The sequence below is a fragment of the Burkholderia anthinoferrum genome, from assembly GCF_002925705.1.
Lineage (GTDB): Bacteria > Pseudomonadota > Gammaproteobacteria > Burkholderiales > Burkholderiaceae > Burkholderia > Burkholderia semiarida.
This window is the reverse complement of the sequence record NZ_LFZP01000019.1, coordinates 142,462-162,351: the sequence shown is the minus strand read 5'-3', so window position 1 is coordinate 162,351 and position 19,890 is coordinate 142,462. Positions and strand designations below refer to the sequence as shown.

The 19,890-nt window shown below is 67.5% G+C and carries 19 protein-coding genes; 12 read left to right on the top strand and 7 right to left on the bottom strand.

What is annotated here, in order from left to right:
- Positions 1-21: 21 nt before the first annotated feature.
- Both C5F75_RS05840 and C5F75_RS05835 read right to left on the bottom strand, forming a co-directional pair.
- A complete protein-coding gene (locus C5F75_RS05840) occupies positions 22-1,338 on the bottom strand; it encodes an ATP-binding protein (protein WP_059576612.1) in 1,317 nt (438 codons plus the stop codon).
- The gene (locus tag C5F75_RS05835) at positions 1,322-2,047 is read right to left on the bottom strand and encodes a response regulator (protein WP_006493394.1); all 726 of its coding nucleotides are present in this window, start codon (positions 2,045-2,047) and stop codon (positions 1,322-1,324) included. Before C5F75_RS05835 ends, C5F75_RS05840 begins: the two co-directional genes overlap by 17 nt.
- A 224-nt stretch (positions 2,048-2,271) precedes the next feature.
- Between C5F75_RS05835 and C5F75_RS05830 the strand changes: the two genes are divergently transcribed.
- The gene (locus tag C5F75_RS05830) at positions 2,272-2,826 is read left to right on the top strand and encodes a periplasmic heavy metal sensor (RefSeq protein WP_059576616.1); all 555 of its coding nucleotides are present in this window, start codon (positions 2,272-2,274) and stop codon (positions 2,824-2,826) included.
- A gap of 69 nt (positions 2,827-2,895) precedes the next feature.
- Here the strand turns inward: C5F75_RS05830 and C5F75_RS05825 are convergent, their stop codons facing one another.
- The gene (locus tag C5F75_RS05825) at positions 2,896-3,606 is read right to left on the bottom strand and encodes a pirin family protein (RefSeq protein WP_060311938.1); all 711 of its coding nucleotides are present in this window, start codon (positions 3,604-3,606) and stop codon (positions 2,896-2,898) included.
- 366 nt (positions 3,607-3,972) lie between these two features.
- On the opposite strand from C5F75_RS05825, the gene C5F75_RS05820 reads away from it, so the two are divergent.
- The 4 genes from C5F75_RS05820 to C5F75_RS05805 all read left to right on the top strand — a co-directional run bounded on the left by C5F75_RS05820 (position 3,973) and on the right by C5F75_RS05805 (position 7,182).
- Entirely contained in the window at positions 3,973-4,755 is a 783-nt protein-coding gene (locus tag C5F75_RS05820; protein WP_059576902.1) for an ABC transporter substrate-binding protein, read from the top strand.
- 229 nt (positions 4,756-4,984) lie between these two features.
- Positions 4,985-5,674: an ABC transporter permease gene (locus C5F75_RS05815; protein ID WP_006489645.1), complete on the top strand. Its 690-nt coding sequence runs from the start codon at positions 4,985-4,987 to the stop codon at positions 5,672-5,674.
- Positions 5,671-6,384 carry an ABC transporter permease gene (locus C5F75_RS05810; protein ID WP_059576621.1) on the top strand — a complete coding sequence of 238 codons (714 nt, stop codon included), beginning with the start codon at positions 5,671-5,673 and terminating at the stop codon, positions 6,382-6,384. The genes C5F75_RS05815 and C5F75_RS05810 overlap by 4 nt, the downstream gene beginning before the upstream one ends.
- An 18-nt stretch (positions 6,385-6,402) precedes the next feature.
- Positions 6,403-7,182: an ABC transporter ATP-binding protein gene (locus C5F75_RS05805; RefSeq protein ID WP_059576624.1), complete on the top strand. Its 780-nt coding sequence runs from the start codon at positions 6,403-6,405 to the stop codon at positions 7,180-7,182.
- A 71-nt stretch (positions 7,183-7,253) separates the two neighbouring features.
- Here the strand turns inward: C5F75_RS05805 and C5F75_RS05800 are convergent, their stop codons facing one another.
- The gene (locus C5F75_RS05800) at positions 7,254-7,751 is read right to left on the bottom strand and encodes a GNAT family N-acetyltransferase (RefSeq protein WP_059646352.1); all 498 of its coding nucleotides are present in this window, start codon (positions 7,749-7,751) and stop codon (positions 7,254-7,256) included.
- Positions 7,752-7,885: 134 nt separating this feature from the next.
- On the opposite strand from C5F75_RS05800, the gene C5F75_RS05795 reads away from it, so the two are divergent.
- Positions 7,886-8,812, top strand: coding sequence for a LysR family transcriptional regulator (locus C5F75_RS05795; protein ID WP_060312129.1), 927 nt, complete (start codon positions 7,886-7,888; stop codon positions 8,810-8,812).
- Between the two features lie 542 nt (positions 8,813-9,354).
- Complete coding sequence (locus tag C5F75_RS05790; RefSeq protein ID WP_059576905.1) at positions 9,355-10,440, top strand: porin; 1,086 nt, start codon at positions 9,355-9,357, stop codon at positions 10,438-10,440.
- Between the two features lie 177 nt (positions 10,441-10,617).
- Here C5F75_RS05790 and C5F75_RS05785 read toward each other — a convergent pair whose 3' ends face one another.
- Both C5F75_RS05785 and C5F75_RS05780 read right to left on the bottom strand, forming a co-directional pair.
- A complete protein-coding gene (locus C5F75_RS05785; RefSeq protein WP_006398637.1) occupies positions 10,618-10,956 on the bottom strand; it encodes a P-II family nitrogen regulator in 339 nt (112 codons plus the stop codon).
- 83 nt (positions 10,957-11,039) lie between these two features.
- Positions 11,040-12,761 carry an NAD+ synthase gene (locus C5F75_RS05780; RefSeq protein ID WP_104011968.1) on the bottom strand — a complete coding sequence of 574 codons (1,722 nt, stop codon included), beginning with the start codon at positions 12,759-12,761 and terminating at the stop codon, positions 11,040-11,042.
- Positions 12,762-12,870: 109 nt separating this feature from the next.
- On the opposite strand from C5F75_RS05780, the gene C5F75_RS05775 reads away from it, so the two are divergent.
- A complete protein-coding gene (locus C5F75_RS05775) occupies positions 12,871-14,046 on the top strand; it encodes a GNAT family N-acetyltransferase (RefSeq protein WP_104011967.1) in 1,176 nt (391 codons plus the stop codon).
- A gap of 89 nt (positions 14,047-14,135) precedes the next feature.
- Entirely contained in the window at positions 14,136-14,972 is an 837-nt protein-coding gene (locus tag C5F75_RS05770; protein WP_104011966.1) for a GIY-YIG nuclease family protein, read from the top strand.
- A 54-nt stretch (positions 14,973-15,026) separates the two neighbouring features.
- Here C5F75_RS05770 and ppa read toward each other — a convergent pair whose 3' ends face one another.
- Positions 15,027-15,554 carry an inorganic diphosphatase gene (gene ppa / locus C5F75_RS05765; protein WP_006489643.1) on the bottom strand — a complete coding sequence of 176 codons (528 nt, stop codon included), beginning with the start codon at positions 15,552-15,554 and terminating at the stop codon, positions 15,027-15,029.
- Between the two features lie 510 nt (positions 15,555-16,064).
- On the opposite strand from ppa, the gene C5F75_RS05760 reads away from it, so the two are divergent.
- The 3 genes from C5F75_RS05760 to C5F75_RS05750 all read left to right on the top strand — a co-directional run bounded on the left by C5F75_RS05760 (position 16,065) and on the right by C5F75_RS05750 (position 19,816).
- Positions 16,065-17,504 carry an aldehyde dehydrogenase family protein gene (locus C5F75_RS05760; RefSeq protein WP_104011965.1) on the top strand — a complete coding sequence of 480 codons (1,440 nt, stop codon included), beginning with the start codon at positions 16,065-16,067 and terminating at the stop codon, positions 17,502-17,504.
- A 53-nt stretch (positions 17,505-17,557) separates the two neighbouring features.
- Entirely contained in the window at positions 17,558-18,316 is a 759-nt protein-coding gene (locus tag C5F75_RS05755; protein WP_034208109.1) for an SDR family oxidoreductase, read from the top strand.
- 195 nt (positions 18,317-18,511) lie between these two features.
- Positions 18,512-19,816 (top strand): MFS transporter, encoded by a 1,305-nt coding sequence (locus C5F75_RS05750; RefSeq protein WP_059576642.1) that lies wholly within the window; start codon positions 18,512-18,514, stop codon positions 19,814-19,816.
- The last annotated feature ends 74 nt before the right edge of the window (positions 19,817-19,890 follow it).

Sequence of the window (19,890 nt, the reverse complement as noted above, 5' to 3'; positions counted from 1 at the left end):
CCGGGCAGGCGCCGCAGCCGCTCATGCGGCTTGTTCGTGAGGTTCGTCCTTCGGCACGGCCTCGAACGGGAACGTCATCGACACACGCAGGCCGCCTTCGGGGCGATTGCCGATGTCGCATGCGCCACCCAGCCTGAGCACGAGCCGCTCGACGATCGCGAGCCCGAGCCCGCTGTGGCCGTTGCCGCCGCGCGCGGGATCGAGCCGCACGAACGGCCGCGTGGCGGCCGCGAGGTCGCGCGGCGCGATGCCGCCGCCGCTGTCGCTGACCGACAGCACGTAGCCGGCCGGCGTGCGCGCCGTCTCGACGAATACGGGCGGTGCACCGTACGCATGCGCGTTGTCCAGCAGGTTCGACAGGATCCGGTCGAGCGTCGCCGTCGGCAGCCGGAAGCCGGGATCGGCTTCCAGCCGCGTCTGGACCGTCGGCGCGTTCGGCGCGACCGCACGATAGCTGCGCGCGATCCGCTCGCAGGCCTGATCGACCGGCACCGGCTCGCTGCGGTCGGCCCCGCCGTGTGCGAATACCAGGAACTGGTCGACGATGTGCGACATCGAGTCGACGTCGCGCACGACGCCGTCGCGCAGCCGCGCGTCGTCCATCATTTCGGCCCGCAGGCGCATCCGCGCGAGCGGCGTGCGCAGGTCGTGCGCGACGCCGGCCAGCATCACCGCGCGATCGCTCTCGGCCTGCGACACCTGCTCCACCATCTGATTGAAGCCGCGCGTGAGCTGGCGCAGCTCGCGCGGGCCGCGTTCGCGCAGCGGCGGCACCGGCTGCCCGCGGCCGAAACGCGCGACCGCGCGCGCGAGCGAGCGCAGCGGCTGCTGCAACTGCCAGGCGGCGAACAGCGCGGCGATCACGCCGGCCGAGAAGATCGTGCCGAGCCACAGCAGCATCCGGTCGAGCGAGCGCGGCGGCCGCAGCGGCTGCACGGGCACCACGATCCAGTTGCGGTCGGCCGGCTCCTTCACCCACAGCACCGGCGGATGGCCGGGCGCGCCGATCTCGACCTGCGTGCCGGGCGGCATGCGCTCGCTCACGTCGTCGCGAAACCGCTTCAGCGGCGGCGGCAGCCCCGAATCGCCGCCTTTCGGCACGTCGGCGCTGTCCGGCGACACGAGCCTCACGCGCGACGGCAGCGGCTGGTCGGGCGTGCGCGCGACGTGCTGGCGCACCGCATCGACGAGGAACGCGGCCTCCTCGACCGCATAACGCGTCTGCATCTGGTTGCGCTCGAGCCGCATCGCGAAGAACCATGCGAAGTGCGACAGCAGCAGGACGCCGACGACGAGCAGCGCCAGCCGCCCGAACAGTGAATCAATGGGTTTGCGCATGGGCCTCGCCGTCGGGCACGAACACGTAGCCGCGCCCGCGGACCGTCTGGATGAAGCGCGGCGTCGACGGATCCGTTTCGAGGATGCGGCGCAGGCGCCATACCTGGACGTCGATGCCGCGGTCGGTGCCGTCGTACTCGGGCCCGTGCAGCAGCTCGAGCAGCCGCTCGCGCGTGAGCGTGCGCAGCGCATGGTTCACGAAGATCTTCAGCAGCGCGAATTCGCTGCTCGACAGCGTGGCCGGCTTGCCGTCGACCGACAGCGTGCGCGCCTGGAAGTCGAGCAGGAAGCGGCCGAACGCGAACGGCTCGCGCTGCTCGGGCGCGGCGGCCGACGGCGTCGCGCGGCGGCGGCGCAGCACGGCCTGCACGCGCGCGAGCAGCTCGCGCGGGTTGAACGGCTTGCCGAGGTAGTCGTCCGCGCCGAGCTCGAGCCCGACGATGCGGTCGACGTCGTCCGCCCGCGCGGTCAGCATGATCACGGGGATGTCGTCGCCGGCCGCGCGCAACTGGCGCAGCGCGGTCAGGCCGTCCACGCCCGGCATCATCAGGTCCAGCACGATGAGGTCGGGCCGCTCGCGCTCGAGGCGCTTCTCGAGCGTCGCCGCGTCGTGCAGCACGGACACTTCCATCCCCTGGCGCACGAGATAGTCGCGCAGCAGGTCTCGGAGTTCTTGGTCGTCGTCGACGATGAGGATCTGGGTAGTCATGGCTCGAAGTTTACCGCGCGAGGGTGGAGTCGAAGAACGAAACAAAGGGACGAAAGGGTTACTGCGGGTTACCGCGCAAGGGAACTGTAATGCACGGTAACCGGGCCGCCACCCCGCGTAACACCCGCCGGGGCCTGCATCGCTAACCTGCGTCTTACCGGATGCGGTACCCGGCTTCCCCGGCACCGCATCGTCGGACCCTTTGGATTCAAGGAGTTTCTGAAATGTATAAGAAGACTTCCCGCGTGGCCATCGCGGCCGCCGCCTTGCTCGCTCTCGCATTCGGCACCGCGCATGCCGCGCAGCCCAACGACATGCCGCCGCCGGGCGGCCCCGGCATGCACCGGATGCACGGCGAGCATGAAGGCGGCCCGTTCGGCGCGATCATGAAACTGCACGACCAGCTGAAGCTCAATGCGTCGCAAGAGCAGCAATGGCAGGCGGCCGTCAACACGATGAAGCAGAACCGTGACGCGATGCGCAAGAGCCACGAGCAGATGCGCGAGCAGTTCAAGGCGCAGCAGAACCAGCCGATCCTCGACCTGAGCGCGATGCATTCGGCGCGCCAGCAGGCGGAGGCGCAGAACGCGCAACTGCGCGAGCAGACGTCCGCCGCGTGGCTCACGTTCTACAACGGGCTGAACGACCAGCAGAAGACGATGGTCAGCACGGCGCTCAAGCAGCAGTTCGCGAACATGGAGCAGCGCCACGAGAAGATGAAGGCGCGCTGGGAGCAGCATCGCGCGGCCGCCAAGGGCGCGTCGGCGCCGGCGCAGTAAGCGGGCGGGCCGCGTTGCGCAGCGGCGCCGAAGGGGACGCAGGCATCGGCCTGCGTCCCCTTTTTCGTTTCAGGCGACGTCGAACAGCAGCACCTCGGCCAGCCGGCCGCGCGCGAACGCCACCGCGTCCGCCCCGCCGATCCGCGCGCCGTCGCCGGCCGCCAGCGCGCGGCCGTTGACCTCGACCTCGCCGCGCGCCACGTGCACGTAGATGCTGCGCCCGGCCGGCACGTCGAACGCCGTCGTCTCGTCGCCGTCGATCAGCCCCGCGAAGATGCGCGCGTCCGCCCGTATCGACAGCGCGCCGTCGCCGCCGTCGGGCGCCGCGACGAGCCTCAACCGGCCGCGCTTCTCGTCGTCGGCGAAACGCCGCGCCTCGTAATCGGGCCGCCCGCCCCGCCCGGCCGGCTGCAGCCAGATCTGCAACAGGTGCAGCGGCCGGTCGCGCGACGCGTTGGTTTCGCTGTGCACAAGCCCCGTGCCGGCGCTCATCCGCTGGATTCCGCCGGTTCGAACGATCGCGCCGCAGCCGAGGCTGTCGCGGTGCGCAAGCACGCCATCCAGTACGTAAGTGACGATCTCCACGTCGCGGCGCGGCTGCATCCCGAAACCGCGCGTCGGCGCGATCAGGTCCTCGCTCAGCACGCACAACGCGCCGACGGGCGGACGCACCGGCGCGGGCTCATGCCCGGTGCGGCAGGCGGATGAAAAGCTGTGACTCGATTCGAGCCAGCCGTGGCGCGTGTGCCAGCGGTCTTCGGCGCGCAGGATCTGGAACATGGAGGTGGACGCTCGGGGGCGCAGGTGTTCTGTTCGGGTTTACCTCCACTGTAGGGGGACGCCGAACGCGCCACAATCCGCCGCCAATGCACCTCATTGTTGCAAGCACGCCACCAATTGCCCGAATATTCGTTGCGAATGCCACGACTGCCGCAACAGCCGAATCGAGGAATCGGTCGATCGCGCCGGATTGCCGTTTTCCGGGTATCGCGTTCGGGTAAAATACCGCCCTTTTGGCGTTCGCCCTCGAGGCGGCCGCCCACGCCAGAGCGCCTATCGGCGATTTTTGGCCGTCTAGAATACGCCGCGGCGCCCGGTCCGACCGGCCGCGAGCGCCCCCGGAAAGTCAGCAACAGAAGGATGGAAATGAAGAAGGCCGCCCTGTGCGCCGCCCTCGCCCTCGTGGCGGGCAGCGCCTTCGCGAAGGAGTGGAAGACCGTGCGGATCGGCGTCGACGCCAGCTACCCGCCGTTCGAGTCGACCGCGCCGAGCGGCGAGATCGTCGGTTTCGACGTCGATCTCACCAAGGAAATCTGCAAGCGGATCAACGTGAAATGCGTGTGGGTGGCGCAGGATCTCGACGGGATCATCCCGGCGCTGAAAGCGAAGAAGTACGACGTCATCGTGTCGTCGCTGACGGTCACGGACAAGCGCCGCGAGCAGATCGACTTCTCCGACAAGGTGTATGACGCGCCCGCACGGATGATCGCGAAGGCCGGCTCGCCGCTGCGGCCGACGGTCGCGTCGCTGAAAGGCAAGCGCGTCGGCGTCGAGCAGGGTTCGACGCAGGAATCGTACGCGAAGGCGTACTGGGAACCGCAGGGCGTGACGATCGTTCCTTACCAGAACCAGGACCAGGTCTATGCCGATCTCGGCACGGGCCGCCTCGACGCGACGCTGCAGGACGAACTGCAGGCCGACTACGGCTTCCTGCGCACGCCGCGCGGCAAGGGTTTCGCGTTCGCCGGGCCGGAAGTGAAGGATCCGAAGACGATCGGCGACGGCACCGCGATCGGCCTGCGCAAGGAAGATACCGACCTGAAGCTCAGGATCAACCAGGCGCTGGCCGACATGCACAAGGACGGCACGTACGACCGGCTGTCGCACAAGTACTTCTCGTTCAGCGTCTATTCGGCGCCGGCCCGCTGAACGCGGACAAGAAGAAGCAGCGGATGCGGGGGCGGCCTCGCGTCCGCGCAGTACAGGCAGTCAACCACGCGCCGCCCGCCCCCTTGCCCGCCGCTCGCGCGACGGGCGAGCCCGGTACCGTTGCCGGGGCGGACGGTCATGATACGCACGGGGCGTTCCGCGCAGCTTGGCGGGCGCGTCTTTCGCGGCGCACGGCGTGCGCCCCCAGGGACCACACCAGGGACCCCATATGTTTCTACAAGGCTACGGCCCGCTGATCCTCGCCGGCACCTGGCAAACCGTCAAACTGGCGGTGCTTTCGCTTGCGCTGTCGTTCCTGCTGGGGCTGCTCGGCGCCGGCGCGAAGCTGTCGCGCAACCGCGTCACGAACGGCGTCGGCACCGTCTACACGACGCTGATCCGCGGCGTTCCCGATCTCGTGCTGATGCTGCTGCTGTTCTACAGCCTGCAGATCTGGCTGAACATGGCGACCGACGCGCTCGGCTGGGACCAGATCGACATCGACCCGTTCCTCGCCGGCGTGCTCGTGCTCGGCTTCATCTACGGCGCGTACTTCACCGAGACGTTCCGCGGCGCGTTCCTGTCCGTGCCGCGCGGCCAGCTCGAGGCCGGCAGCGCCTACGGGATGACGAACTGGCAGGTATTCACGCGGATCATGTTCCCGCAGATGATGCGCTTCGCGCTGCCGGGCATCGGCAACAACTGGCAGGTGCTCGTGAAGTCGACCGCGCTCGTGTCGATCATCGGCCTGGCCGACGTCGTGAAGGCGTCGCAGGACGCCGGCAAGGGCACGCTGCGGTTCTTCTTCTTCACGCTGATCGCGGGCGCCGTCTACCTCGCCATCACGACGATCTCGAACTTCGTGCTGATGTGGCTCGAAAAGCGCTACTCGACCGGTGTCCGCAAGGCTGACCTATGATCGAACTCATCCAAGAATACTGGCGCAACTATCTGTACACCGACGGCTATCGCATCACCGGTGTCGCGATCACGCTGTGGCTGCTGGTCGTGTCGATCGGCCTCGGCTTCTGCCTGTCGGTGCCGCTCGCGGTCGCGCGCGTGTCGAAGAAGAAATGGCTGTCGGGCGCCGTGTGGCTGTACACGTACGTGTTCCGCGGCACGCCGCTCTACGTGCAGCTGCTGCTCTGCTACACGGGCCTCTACAGCCTGCAGGCCGTGCGCGGCACGCCGATGCTCGATGCGTTCTTCCGCGACGGGATGCACTGCACGCTGCTCGCGTTCACGCTGAACACCTGCGCGTACACCACCGAAATCTTCGCGGGCGCGATCAAGGCGACGTCGTACGGCGAGATCGAGGCCGCGCGCGCGTACGGGATGTCCCCGTTCACGATGTATCGCCGCGTGATCCTGCCGTCGGCGCTGCGCCGCGCGCTGCCGCTGTACAGCAACGAAGTGATCCTGATGCTGCACGCGACGACGGTGGCCTTCACCGCGACCGTGCCGGACATCCTGAAGATCGCGCGCGACGTGAACTCGGCGACCTACATGTCGTTCCACGCGTTCGGCATCGCCGCCCTGCTCTACCTCGTGATCTCGTTCACGCTCGTGTGGCTGTTCCGCCAGGCCGAGCGCCGCTGGCTCGCGTATCTGCGCCCGCAAGGCAAGTAAGTTTTCGCAGGATTACTGATGAACTCCCAGACCCAGAAGCTTTTCGTCGACGATCTCCACAAGCGGTACGGCGACAACGAGGTGCTCAAAGGCGTGTCGCTGAAGGCGAACTCGGGCGACGTGATCAGCGTGATCGGCTCGTCCGGCTCCGGCAAGAGCACGATGCTGCGCTGTATCAACTTCCTCGAGCAGCCGAACGCGGGCCGCATCTTCGTCGATCGCGAGGAAGTGCGCACCGCGCTCGACAAGACGGGCGCGCTGCGCGCGGCCGATCCGAAGCAGCTGCAGCGCGTGCGCACCAAGCTGTCGATGGTGTTCCAGCACTTCAACCTGTGGTCGCACATGAACGTGATCGAGAACGTGATGGAAGCGCCGGTGAACGTGCTCGGTATCCCGAAGAAGGAAGCCGAGGAGCGTGCGCGCGAGTATCTCGAGAAGGTCGGCCTCGCGCCGCGCGTCGAGAAGCAGTATCCGTCGCATTTGTCGGGCGGCCAGCAGCAGCGGGTGGCGATCGCGCGCGCGCTCGCGATGCATCCGGACGTGATGCTGTTCGACGAGCCGACCTCCGCGCTCGACCCGGAGCTGGTGGGTGAAGTGCTGAAGGTGATGCAGAAGCTCGCCGAGGAAGGCCGCACGATGATCGTCGTCACGCACGAGATGGGCTTCGCGCGCAACGTGTCGAATCACGTGATGTTCCTGCACCAGGGCCGCGTCGAGGAGGAAGGCGTGCCGGCCGAGGTGCTCGCGAATCCGAAGAGCGAGCGTCTGCGCGCGTTCCTGTCGGGCAGCCTCAAGTAACGCCCGTCACCCGCCACGCCCGAACGGGCGCCCCGCGGTTCGCCGCGCGGCGCCCGTTTTGCGTTTACCCGTCACGCGGCGCTCACCGGCGCGCCGTCGGCGAACGCGCGCAGCTCGTCGCCCGCCAGCCGGTAGCGCACCCATTCGCTCTGCGGCGCCGCGCCGACGCGCTCGTAGAAGCGGATCGCCGGCTCGTTCCAGTCGAGCACGCTCCATTCGAAACGCCCGCAGCCCGACTCGACCGCGACCCGCGCGAGCGCCTTCAGCAATTGCAGCCCCGCACCGGCGCCGCGAAAACGCGGCGACACGTACAGATCCTCCAGATACAGCCCCTGCCGCGCGAGCCACGTCGAATACGAGAAGAAATACACGGCGAACCCGGCCGGCTCGCCGTCGACCTCGCAGATCAGCGCACGCGCCGGCGAGCCTTCGCCGAACAGGCTGCGTTCGAGCGATTCGGGCGTGGCGACGACTTCGTGCTCGGCCTTCTCGTAGACGGCGAGTTCGGTGATGAAGCGCAGGATCAGCGGCACGTCGGCGACGGTCGCGGAGCGAATATCGATTTGCACGGGTTGAGCCCTCCTCCGGCCCGGATGGGAAACGGACAAGCGGCGCCGCGCAACCGCACTGGCGCCGTTCGAACCGTCATGCTACGTTCGCGCCGTGCCTGCAGGAAGTGCAGTTTCTTCATCCAGACCTGAACATGATGCATCCCGATCTGCGCCGCCTCGACCTGAACCTGCTGCTCGTGTTCGACGCGTTGTACCGCCACCGGTCGGTCGCGGCGGCCGCGCACGAACTCGCGCTGAGCCCGTCGGCGTTGAGCCACGCGCTCGCGCGGCTGCGCGACGCGATCGGCGATGCGCTGTTCGTGCGCCTCGGCAACGAGATGCAGCCGACCGTGCGCGCCGACGACATCGCCACGTGGGTCGGCGACGCGCTCGATGCGATGTCGAAGGGGCTCGCCCGCGCGCGCCGCTTCGATCCGGCGCACAGCGACCGCACGTTCGTGTTCGCCGCGACCGACTACACGGCGTTCGCGGTACTGCCGGCGTTCCTGGCCCGCATCCAGCACGTGGCGCCGCACCTGCGGATTCGCGTCGTCCATTCGGACCGCAAGATTTCCGTCGACGAGCTCGCGGCCGGCCGTATCGACTTCGCGCTCGGCTACCACGAGGAATCGGCGGCCGACGCGCCGGGCATCGAGGATTTCGACTGGTTCTCCGACGACTACGTCGTGATCGCGAGCGCCGCGCATCCGGACATCCGCCGCCGGCTGACGCTCGACCAGTATCTGGCGGCTCGCCACGTCGTCGTCACGCCGTGGAACGAGTCGCGCGGCGTCGTCGACTACGTGCTCGATCGCCTCGGCCTCGCGCGGCACGTGGCCGTGCAATTGCCGACCGTGCTGGCCGCGCCGTTCGTGATCGCGGAGTCGGCACTCCTGATGACCGTGCCGAACCGCGCCGCGCAGGCGCTGCGGCACGCGGCGCCGATCCGCATCTTCCCCGCGCCGTTCGAGATCCCCCGCTACACGGTGAAGGTCTACTCACACGCGAAGCATGCGCGCACCGATGCGCACCGCTGGATTCGCGCGCAGTTGCTCGACGCGCGACCGAGCCCGGACTGAGCGCGGCACGCGGCAGCACGGGCGTTCCCGGCGTCGACCGGCGATGGCGGCAATCGCCCGAATCATTACGAAATACTTACCAATTTCGCGACTTTCGCGCTTACGCCGGCGCCCTGGCAACGTCAATAGTGGCAATCCTTGACCCACGCCCGCGGAAACCACGTTTCCCTTGTGGCACAAGGGTTTTCCGGTAATCGAGCACCCTTGGGACACTTGTCGCGCACCGTGTTGCATGGCAATTTGGCGACAGCGGTTAGTCAAACAACGATTTCCGTCGCCACAAAATTGTATTTTTGCTAAATTAGTAACCAAAGTAGCAAAACGAAGTTCGTGAAATGTAGTTTAGCTTCACGACACAACAAGGAGACCCCGCAGGCCGACCCGGCTGCGCGGGACCGCTCAACGGTTTTCCGTCTGCTTGCCCGCGTGCCGCGCTTACCGGCCCTGCACGAGGTCTCCCTGGTTATCCCGCTTTTGCCCGGCGCTCGCGCTCCGGGCATCTCGTGCAGTCTGGGTTGACTTTTTGACAGGGTATGGAGGAGATGATGAAGAAAGCTTTGGTCGCGGCCGCGCTGATGGCTGCTGGGGTGGTGACGGCGCACGCGCAGAGCAGCGTCACGCTGTATGGCCGCCTGGATGCCGGCCTCGAGTACATGAACGGCCTGCAGGACGGCCATCGCTACCGTGCGGAGAGCGGCGACTGGGGCACGAGCCTGTGGGGCTTGAAGGGTAGCGAGGACATCGGCGGCGGCAACAAGATCCTGTTCCACCTCGAAGGCGCGTTCAACACGATGAACGGCGGCCTCGGCACGAGCGGCTCGATCTGGGATCGTTTCGCGACCGTCGGTATCTCGAACGACCGCTACGGTACGCTGCTGCTGGGTCGCGAACTCGCGATCGCCAACGGCGTGTGGGACTTCGACCCGTTCGGCCAGTCGGCCTGGTCGACGGCCTCGCTGGTGCGCGGCCGCAACTGGAACAAGACCAGCAACAACGTGTCGTACCAGTCGCCGTCGGTCTACGGCCTCGACTTCTACGGCCAGTTCTCGTTCTCGAACTCGACCAGCTTCAACGGCAACACGACGGCCGGCGCGCCGGGCCGTGCCATGGGCGGTCAGGTCACCTATACGAACTCGCTGTTCCAGTTGCGCGGCATCTACGACGAAACGCGCGACAGCAACGGCCGCTTCTCGGACGTGTTCAACTACTCGCGTGAATACTTCGCGGGCGTGAACGTGTTCCTCGGCCAGTTCAAGGTTCAGGCGGCTTACCAGGCATCGCGCGCCGACGGCAGCGGCGGCCCGGCAGCGAACGCTGGCGTGACCGGTACGCAACAGGTGTGGGGCGGCGTAACGTGGCAAGCCACGCCGGCAGCGGCGCTGATCGCGGCCGTGTATCACGTGAACGCGAACCACGGCGGCGGCAACGCGAACATCTACACGGTCGGCGGCTCGTACAACATCTCGAAGCGCACGCTGTTCGACGTCCAGGTCGCCACGGTGCGCAACAGCTCGACGGCCAACTTCGGCCTGAACGCGAACAATGCAGGCACCGCCGTGTCGACCGGCAACCCGCATCCGGGCGGCAGCCAGACCGGCGTCTACGCCGGTATCCAGCACCTGTTCTGATCAGGCGCCGTCAAAGAACGATTCGACAACGTTTTCCACGCTGCTGCGAGAGGCGCGTATCGGTGCGGTACCCAACCGGGTATCCGCACCGTTTTTTCTTGAGCGGCGGATGCGTGCGACCCGCTGCCCGATCGGCCGAAGCGGCCGGGAAGTGATCGAACGGCGCGGACGCGGCGCTCAAACGGCCGCTTCGTTCTCTTCGCCGGTGCGGATGCGGATCACGCGCTCGACGTCCGACACGAAGATCTTGCCGTCGCCGATCTTGCCGGTGCGCGCCGCGCCGATCACCGCGTCGATCACCTGATCGACCTGCGCTTCCGCGACGACCACCTCGATCTTCATCTTCGGCAGGAAATCGACGACGTATTCCGCGCCGCGATACAGCTCGGTATGGCCCTTCTGGCGGCCGAAGCCTTTCACTTCCGTCACGGTCAGGCCCGTGAGACCCACTTCGGCGAGCGCTTCGCGGACTTCGTCCAGCTTGAACGGCTTGATGATGGCGGTGATGCGTTTCATGATGGTTGTCCCTCAATGCTCGTTTGGGTGAAAAATCGCGATCCCGATTGTAAGCCGGCGGGCCGCATCCGGCCCAGCACCGCTCAATCGAGCCGTTCGGTGAAGCGCGAGGTGATCGGGTAGCGCCAGTCGCGCCCGAATGCGCGGTGCGTGACGCGGATGCCGATCGGCGCCTGACGGCGCTTGTATTCGTTGATCTTGATGAGCCGCGTTACGCGCTCGACGTCGGCCTGCGCGTAGCCGGCCGCGACGATCTCGGCGAGCGGCCGGTCTTCTTCCATGTACATCCGCATGATCGCGTCGAGCACGTCGTACGGCGGCAGGCTGTCCTGGTCGGTCTGGTTCTCGCGCAGTTCGGCCGACGGCGCGCGTGTCAGGATCCGCTCGGGGATCACGTCGCGCCGCCCGTAGTCGGTCGTTTCGTTGCGATAGCGGCAGAGCCGGTACACGAGCGTCTTCGCGATGTCCTTGATCACCGCGAAGCCGCCGGCCATGTCGCCGTACAGCGTGCAGTAGCCGACCGCCATCTCGCTCTTGTTGCCGGTCGTCAACACGATCGAGCCGAACTTGTTCGACAGCGCCATCAGCAGCGTGCCGCGGATGCGCGCCTGGATGTTCTCCTCCGTCGCGTCTTCGGGGCGGCCCGCGAATTCATCGGCAAGCGCGGCGCGGAAGGCATCGAACATCGGGGCGATCGCGATCTCGTCGTAACGCACGCCGACGCGCCGCGCCATCTCCGCCGCATCGGTGGTCGAGATGTCGGCCGTGAAGCGCGACGGCATCATCACCGCGCGCACGCGCTCGGGCCCGAGCGCATCGCACGCGACGGCCAGCACCAACGCCGAATCGACGCCGCCCGACAACCCGATCAGCACGCCGGGAAAGCCGTTCTTGCCGATGTAGTCGCGCACGCCCGTCACGAGCGCGCGATACACCTGCGCATGCGTCGACAGCTCGGGCGCGATCGCGCCGGGCAGCGGCCGCGCGCCGTCGAATTCGACGATCGCGTGCCCCTCGTCGAACTGCGGCATCTTCGCGACGAGCGCGCCCTCGCCGTCGAGCACGAACGACCCGCCGTCGAACACGAGCTCGTCCTGGCCGCCGACCAGGTTCACGTACACCATCGGCAGCCCGGTCTCGCGAATCCGCGCGCGCAGGATGTCGATGCGCACCGCTTCCTTGTTCATGTGGTACGGCGAGCCGTTCGGGATCAGCAGCACCTGCGCGCCGGCCGCCTTCGCGATCTGCGCGGCCGACGCATGCCATGCGTCCTCGCAGATGATCACGCCGTATTTCACGCCGTTCAGCTCGAACACGAGCGGCTCGGTATCGGTCGCGAAGTAGCGCTTCTCGTCGAACACCTCGGCGTTCGGCAGATCCTGCTTGCGGTAGGTGCCGACGATCTCGCCGCCGACGATCAGCGACACCGCGTTGAAGGTATCGGTGGGCGGCACGCCGCGCTCGATCGGGCGGTTTGCATTACCATCGACGGCTGACGCGCTGCCCGGTCCGCTGCCCGCACCCCTGCCCGCACCGCGCAACGGATGCCCGACCAGCACCGCGAGCCCGTCGAACGCCTTCAGCGCGTCGGCGAGCGCATCGAGTGCGGCGGCCGCCGCCGCGTAGAACGCGGGCCGCAGCAGCAGGTCTTCCGGCGGATAGCCGGACAGCGCGAGTTCGGGAGCGACCATCAGTTGCGCACCATCGTTGTGCGCGGCGCGCGCGGCCGCGACGATGCGCGCGACGTTGCCGGCGAAATCGCCGACGGTGACGTTGATCTGGGCGAGAGCGAGTCGGGTCTTCATGGCGGGAGCGGCGCAGCCCGGCGGCGCGCCTTGAACGGCTGACGAAATCGATCCGGGCGCGGGCCGCGACGGCCCGCATCCGGCAACATCCAACGGTACGGATTCACGCTTGAAACACGAACGCATCGATTATCGCACGGGCATCCTGTCGTCCCCCGCCGAGGTGCCGGCCGACGAATGGAACGCGCTGCTCGCGCGCGACGCACAGCCCACGCCGTTCCTGCGCCACGAATTCCTCCACGCGCTGCACGTCGCGCGCTGCGCGGTGGACGACACCGGCTGGTCGCCGCACTTCGTCACGCTGACCGACACGCACACGGGCCGGCTCGCGGCCGCCGCGCCCGTCTACGCGAAACAGCATTCGTACGGCGAATACGTGTTCGACTGGGCATGGGCCGACGCGTACCAGCGCAACAACCTGCCCTATTACCCGAAGCTGCTGTGCGCGGTGCCGTTCACGCCGGTGCAGGGCACGCGGCTGCTCGCGGCCAGCGACGACGCGCGCCGCCGGCTCGCGGCCACGCTGCTCGCGTTCGCCGAGCAGAGCGACGTGTCGTCGCTGCACGTGCTGTTCCCGACCGGCGATGAAGCGCGGCTGCTGGAATCGATGGGCATGATGCTGCGCGAGGGCGTGCAGTTTCACTGGCTCAACGACGGGTACCGCCACTTCGACGATTTCCTCGGCACGCTCGAGCAGAAGAAGCGCAAAAACATCCGCGCGGAACGGCGCAAGGTACACGACGCGGGCGTGACGTTCCGGCGGCTCGCCGGCGATCAAATCACCGACGCCGACTGGCGCTTCTTCTCGCGCTGCTATCGGCAGACCTACCGCGAGCACTATTCGAGCCCGTACCTGAACCTCGACTTCTTTCGCACGATCGGCGCGACGATGCCCGAGAACCTGCTGCTCGTGATTGCGGAAGCCGACGGCCAGCCGATCGCGAGCGCGCTCGCGGTGTACCGGCGCGGCGAGCACGGCGGCGGCACGCTGTATGGCCGCTACTGGGGCGCGATCGAGCACGTGCCCTGCCTGCATTTCGAAACGGCCTACTACCAGTTGCTCGAATTCTGCATCGAGGCCGGGCTCGACACGTTCGAAGGCGGCGCGCAGGGTGAGCACAAGCTCGCGCGCGGCTTCCTTCCCACCGTCACGCATTCCGCGCACTGGCTCGCGCATCCGGCGTTTTCCGATGCGGTCGCGCGCTTTCTCGAACGCGAGACCGAGCATATCCACGCGTACGTCGACGAACTGCGCGAACACGATCCGTTCCGGCGCGGTACCTGACGGCGAGCCGTATCACGTCGCCCCACGTCGCGCACCGGAGCACGCGCAAATTCTGAGACACTGGCGGCTTCGCATCCCGCCGCCCCGCCATGTCCTGGTTTCTGTATCTGATCGAATGCGCCGACGACAGCGTCTACACGGGCATCACGACCGATGTCGCCGCGCGCTTCGACGAACACGCGTCCGGCAAGGGCGCGCGCTACACGCGCTCGCGCAAGCCGCGCGCGGTGCTCGCGTCGTTTCCGCTGCCCGACCGGTCGAGCGCGTCGCGCGCCGAATACTGGGTGAAGCGGCTCACGCCCGCGAAAAAGCGCGAGTTGGCGGCTGGGTTGCGGACGCTCGAATCGGTGGTGCCGGTGGTGATCACGCTCGAGGAGAGCGGCGACACGGCGGGGACGAAGGCGACGGCGCGCGGGCGGAAGAAGGGAAAGGCGGAAAACGTCGACGATGCGGCGCAAACGACTGCAACGGAACAGGTTGCCGGGAAAAAGGTGAAGGCCGGGAAAGTTGTCGGGTCTGCAAACACCGCGAAGACGGCGAAGCCTGCGAAGGGCAAACAAGCGTCGAAGTCGACGAAAGCAAATCAAGCCGCTCCGGACGCGAAACGCGCAAAAACCGACGGCGCAGCCGCTGAAAGGACCTCGGCGCGTGGCACACCGGTCAAGAAAACCGGCCAGCCGCCTTCCGCGTCGTCAAACGGGAAGGCGCCAGCCGCCGCCGGCAAACCCGCCGCGAAGACACGCGAAGACGCCGCCGCACCGGCCCGCCGCCGTTCCTCGGCCACGAAAACCGCCGAAGCGATCCCTCCGTCCATTGCCCCGCCCCGCGCGAAACGCGCGAAGAAAGCACCGGCCACGCCCTCGCCTGTCTCCGCGTCCGCCAGCCGGAAAACCGCCCGCGCAAAACAAAACCGCGCGGCCTCCTGACGAGACACGCGCGGTTTGCGCTCCGTACGCACCGGCCAGCGGCCGGCACGCCGCTTACTTCTTGTAGTTCGCGGCGCCGTCGGTGATTTCCTTGTGCGCGGCTTCGATGCCGGCCCAGCCTTCGACCTTCACCCACTTGCCCTTCTCGAGCGCCTTGTATTGCTCGAAGAAGTGCTTGATCTGGTCTTTCAGGTACTCGGGCACGTCGTCGATCGTCTTCAGGTTCGCCGTCATCGGGCAGATCTTGTCGTGCGGCACCGCGACCAGCTTCGCGTCGACGCCCGACTCGTCGGTCATCTGCAGCATGCCGAGCACGCGCGAACGCACGATCGAGCCGGCCAGCAGCGGGAACGGCGTGATCACCAGCACGTCGACCGGATCGCCATCGCCCGACAGCGTCTGCGGGATGTAGCCGTAGTTCACCGGGTAGCGCATGCCCGTGCCGATGAAGCGGTCGACGACGAGGAGGCCCAGTTCCTTGTCCGCCTCGTACTTCACCGGATCGCTTTGCGCGGGAATCTCGATGATCACGTTGAAATCTTGCGGCAGGTCCTTGCCGGCCGGAACATGATTGAAGCTCATGAGCACTCTCTGTAGGTCGATGGGAATTCGGGACAGGGCGCCGCGGCCGATGCACCGCCGCAGCGCCCCCCAAAAAGGAATGCGCCATTATAGCCAATCGACCGGTGGCGTCCGGATGACGATCGGCGCGATAATCGTTCCGGATGTCCGGCCGTCGAGCCGGCGGCGGTGTGCGTGGACCACACGGCACGGAAGCCGGGTAAAGTGCCGAAGCGCAAACGGCTTTGCATGGGATCCACGTAGGCGCTGAAGCGCTAACTCCACCCAACCACGCCATGGGACCCGAGTAAGCGCTAAAGCGCTAACTCGGGTCGACCGCCGTGGGGGTGGAGTAAGCGCTGAAGCGCTAACTCCACCCAACCACGCCATGGGACCCGAGTAAGCGCTAAAGCGCTAACTCGGGTCGACCGCCGTGGGGGTGGAGTAAGCGCTGAAGCGCTAACTCCACCCAACCACGCCATGGGACCCGAGTAAGCGCTAAAGCGCTAACTCGGGTCGACAGGAGGAGACATGGAAGAAGCGAAGCACTTCATCGCGGGCGAATGGACGTTGCCCGCGCAACTGGAAACCATCGCGGTCGTCGATCCGTCCGACGGCCAGCCATTCGCGACGATCGCGCGCGGCACGGCGCCCGACATCGAGCGCGCAGTCGCCGCGGCCCGCGACGCGTTCGCAGGCCCGTGGGGCGCGGCGAGCGCCGCCGAACGCGGACGCGTGCTGATGCGGCTGTCGGCACGCGTGGCCGACCATCTCGAGGAACTCGCCGCGATCGAGGCGCGCGACACCGGCAAGCCGCTGAAGCAGGCGCGCGCCGATGCAGCCGCGCTCGCGCGCTACTTCGAGTTCTACGCGGGCGCCGCCGACAAGCTGCACGGCGAAACCCTCCCCTACCAGGCCGGCTACACGGTGCTGACCGTGCGCGAGCCGCACGGCGTCACCGGCCATATCGTGCCGTGGAACTACCCGATGCAGATCTTCGGGCGCAGCGTCGGCGCGGCGCTCGCGGCCGGCAACGCATGCGTGGTCAAGCCGGCCGAGGACGCGTGCCTGTCCGTGCTGCGCGTCGCCGAGCTGGCCGCCGAGGCCGGGCTGCCGGCCGGCGCGCTCAACATCGTCACCGGCTACGGCCACGAAGCGGGCGCCGCGCTCGCGCGCCATCCGGGCATCGACCATATCTCGTTTACGGGTTCGCCGGCCACCGGCAAGCTGGTCGCGCAGATGGCGGCCGAGAACCACGTGCCGGTCACGCTCGAACTCGGCGGCAAGTCGCCGCAACTCGTGTTCGCCGATGCCGATCTCGACGCGGCGCTGCCCGTGCTCGTGTCCGCGATCGTGCAGAACGGCGGGCAGACCTGCTCGGCCGGCAGCCGCGTGCTGATCGAGCGCGCGGTGTACGAGCCGCTCGTCGAGCGCCTCGCCACCGCGTTCAACGGGCTGCGCGTCGGCCCGAGCCGCGCCGATCTCGATTGCGGCCCGCTGATCAACGCGAAGCAGCAGCAACGCGTGTGGGATTTCCTGTCCGACGCACAGCACGACGGCATTCCGATGGCCGCGCACGGGCAGGTCGTCGCCGACGCGCCCGAAACCGGCTTCTACCAGGCGCCCGCGCTGTTGCGCGACGTGCCGCCGTCGCACCGGCTCGCGCAGGAAGAAGTGTTCGGTCCCGTGCTCGCGGCGATGCGTTTCGTCGACGAGGACGAAGCCGTCTCGCTCGCCAACGGCACGCCGTACGGCCTCGTCGCGGGCATCTGGACACGCGACGGCGCACGCCAGATGCGGCTGGCGCGGCGTCTGCGCGCGGGGCAGGTGTTCATCAACAACTATGGCGCGGGCGGCGGCGTCGAGCTGCCGTTCGGCGGCGTCGGCCATTCGGGCCATGGCCGCGAGAAAGGCTTCGAGGCGCTGTACGGCTTCACCGCGCTGAAGACGATCGCGATCCGGCACGGCTGAACGCGCGGCACGCGGCACACGACGACTCTCATGACAAACACAGGAGACACACCATGCGGTTGAGCGGCAAGACGGCCATCGTCACGGGCGGCGGCTCGGGGTTCGGCGAAGGCATCGCGAAGACCTATGCGCGCGAAGGCGCGAACGTCGTCGTCAACGATCTCAACGGCGCGGCGGCCGAGCGCGTCGCGAGCGAGATCGCGCTCGCGGGCGGCAAGGCGATCGCGGTGGCCGGCGACGTGTCGAAGGAGGACGACTGGCGCGCGCTGCTGCAGGCCGCCCTCGACGATTTCCATGCGGTGCAGATCGTCGTGAACAACGCGGGCACCACGCACCGCAACAAGCCCGTGCTCGACGTGACGGAAGCCGAATTCGACCGCGTGTACGCGGTCAACATGAAGAGCCTGTTCTGGTGCGTGCAGACCTTCGTCCCGTATTTCCGCGCACAGGGCGGCGGCGTGTTCGTGAACGTCGCGTCGACGGCCGGCGTGCGGCCGCGCCCGGGCCTCGTCTGGTACAACAGCACGAAGGGCGCGATGATCACTGCGAGCAAATCGCTCGCGGCCGAGCTCGGCGCCGATCGCATCCGCGTGAACTGCATCAACCCGGTGCTCGGCGAAACCGCGCTGATGACCGAGTTCATGGGCTGCGAGGACACCCCGGAAAATCGCCGCCGCTTTCTCGCGACGATTCCGCTCGGCCGTTTCTCGACGCCGCAGGACATCGCGAACGCCGCGCTGTACCTCGCGTCCGACGAAGCCGAATTCATCACCGGCGTGTGCCTCGAAGTCGACGGCGGGCGCTGCATCTAGTCGCACCGGGCCATACGGTTAGCCCGTATTGCTTCGCACGAAACCGGATCGGGCACCACCGCGCCTGCTCCGGCCCACTACAAGGACAGCGGTGCATCGAATCCAGGCACGCGCCCGAGCGCGGCCTTCGATCGACCGCACGGCATGGGATCCAGGTAACCGCTCAAGCGTCAGCCCGGGTCGACAGGAGACAACATGGCAACATCGACGCAGTCGCTGCCGGGATCGTCCGGCGCATTCGAGGAAGCAACCTACCGCAAGGTGTCGTGGCGGCTCGTGCCGCTCCTGCTGCTGTGCTACGTGGTTGCGTATCTCGACCGCGTGAACGTCGGGTTCGCGAAGCTGCAGATGGCGAGCGACCTGAACCTCAGCGATACCGTGTACGGGCTCGGCGCCGGCATCTTCTTCTTCGGCTATTTCCTGTTCGAGGTGCCGAGCAACATCATCCTGCACCGGGTGGGCGCCCGCGTGTGGATCGCCCGCATCATGGCGACGTGGGGCGTGATCTCGATCCTGACGATGTTCGTCACGACGCCCGCGATGTTCTACGTGATGCGCTTCCTGCTCGGCGTCGCCGAAGCGGGCTTCTTCCCCGGCGTGATCCTCTACCTCACCTACTGGTATCCCGCGCACCGGCGCGGCCGGATGACCACGTTCTTCATGACGGCAGTCGCGCTGTCCGGCGTGATCGGCGGGCCGATCTCGGGCTTCATCCTGAAGGCGTTCGACGGCGTGAGCGGCTGGCACGGCTGGCAATGGCTGTTCCTGCTCGAAGGCATTCCGTCGGTGCTCGCCGGCGTGCTCGTGTTCTTCACGCTCGACGAGCGGATCGCGAAGGCGACGTGGCTGACCGACGAAGAAAAGGCGCTGCTCGCCCGCAACGTCGACGCGGAGGAAGCCACCAAGGAGGACCTGCCGCTCGGCGCCGTGATGTCGAGCCCGCGTGTCTGGCTGATGGCGCTGATCTATTTCTCGTTCGTGATGGGGCTCTACGGCGTCGGCTTCTGGCTGCCGACGATCATCAAGGCAACCGGCGTGACCGACACGGTCATGATCGGCCTGCTGTCGGCGGTGCCGTATGCGGCCGCGGTGGTCGCGATGATCCTGATCGCGCGCAGCGCGGACAAGCGCCGCGAACGCCGCTGGCACCTCGCGATTCCGGCCGCGATCGGCGCGCTCGGCCTCGTGCTGTCGGTGATCTGGGCGCACCAAACCGCGCTCGCGATGCTCGGCCTCACGCTCGCGACGATCGGCATCCTGACGACGCTGCCGCTGTTCTGGAGCCTGCCGACCGCATTCCTCGGCGGCACGGCCGCCGCCGCCGGCATCGCGATGATCAACTCGATCGGCAACCTCGCGGGCTTCCTGAGCCCGTACCTGATGGGCTGGCTCAAGCAGGCGACGAGCACCAACGATGCGGGCATGTACATGCTGGCCGGGTTCCTCGTGCTCGGCGGGCTGCTTGCGCTGTCGGTGCCGAAGCGGCTCGTCGACAAGTGATGCGCGGCGTGTAACGGCGCACCGCGAACGACCGAATACGCCGATCGATGGCCGGTGCTCGCGAGATCGCCCCG

What these genes read in the sequence shown, in the direction of transcription:
- C5F75_RS05840 (WP_059576612.1), bottom strand. Translation starts at nt 1,338, where the DNA reads ATGCGCAAACCCATTGATTCACTGTTCGGGCGGCTGGCGCTGCTCGTC.
- C5F75_RS05835 (WP_006493394.1), bottom strand. Translation starts at nt 2,047, where the DNA reads ATGACTACCCAGATCCTCATCGTCGACGACGACCAAGAACTCCGAGAC.
- C5F75_RS05830 (WP_059576616.1), top strand. Translation starts at nt 2,272, where the DNA reads ATGTATAAGAAGACTTCCCGCGTGGCCATCGCGGCCGCCGCCTTGCTC.
- C5F75_RS05825 (WP_060311938.1), bottom strand. Translation starts at nt 3,606, where the DNA reads ATGTTCCAGATCCTGCGCGCCGAAGACCGCTGGCACACGCGCCACGGC.
- C5F75_RS05820 (WP_059576902.1), top strand. Translation starts at nt 3,973, where the DNA reads ATGAAGAAGGCCGCCCTGTGCGCCGCCCTCGCCCTCGTGGCGGGCAGC.
- C5F75_RS05815 (WP_006489645.1), top strand. Translation starts at nt 4,985, where the DNA reads ATGTTTCTACAAGGCTACGGCCCGCTGATCCTCGCCGGCACCTGGCAA.
- C5F75_RS05810 (WP_059576621.1), top strand. Translation starts at nt 5,671, where the DNA reads ATGATCGAACTCATCCAAGAATACTGGCGCAACTATCTGTACACCGAC.
- C5F75_RS05805 (WP_059576624.1), top strand. Translation starts at nt 6,403, where the DNA reads ATGAACTCCCAGACCCAGAAGCTTTTCGTCGACGATCTCCACAAGCGG.
- C5F75_RS05795 (WP_060312129.1), top strand. Translation starts at nt 7,886, where the DNA reads ATGATGCATCCCGATCTGCGCCGCCTCGACCTGAACCTGCTGCTCGTG.
- C5F75_RS05790 (WP_059576905.1), top strand. Translation starts at nt 9,355, where the DNA reads ATGATGAAGAAAGCTTTGGTCGCGGCCGCGCTGATGGCTGCTGGGGTG.
- C5F75_RS05785 (WP_006398637.1), bottom strand. Translation starts at nt 10,956, where the DNA reads ATGAAACGCATCACCGCCATCATCAAGCCGTTCAAGCTGGACGAAGTC.
- C5F75_RS05780 (WP_104011968.1), bottom strand. Translation starts at nt 12,761, where the DNA reads ATGAAGACCCGACTCGCTCTCGCCCAGATCAACGTCACCGTCGGCGAT.
- C5F75_RS05770 (WP_104011966.1), top strand. Translation starts at nt 14,136, where the DNA reads ATGTCCTGGTTTCTGTATCTGATCGAATGCGCCGACGACAGCGTCTAC.
- ppa (WP_006489643.1), bottom strand. Translation starts at nt 15,554, where the DNA reads ATGAGCTTCAATCATGTTCCGGCCGGCAAGGACCTGCCGCAAGATTTC.
- C5F75_RS05760 (WP_104011965.1), top strand. Translation starts at nt 16,065, where the DNA reads ATGGAAGAAGCGAAGCACTTCATCGCGGGCGAATGGACGTTGCCCGCG.
- C5F75_RS05755 (WP_034208109.1), top strand. Translation starts at nt 17,558, where the DNA reads ATGCGGTTGAGCGGCAAGACGGCCATCGTCACGGGCGGCGGCTCGGGG.
- C5F75_RS05750 (WP_059576642.1), top strand. Translation starts at nt 18,512, where the DNA reads ATGGCAACATCGACGCAGTCGCTGCCGGGATCGTCCGGCGCATTCGAG.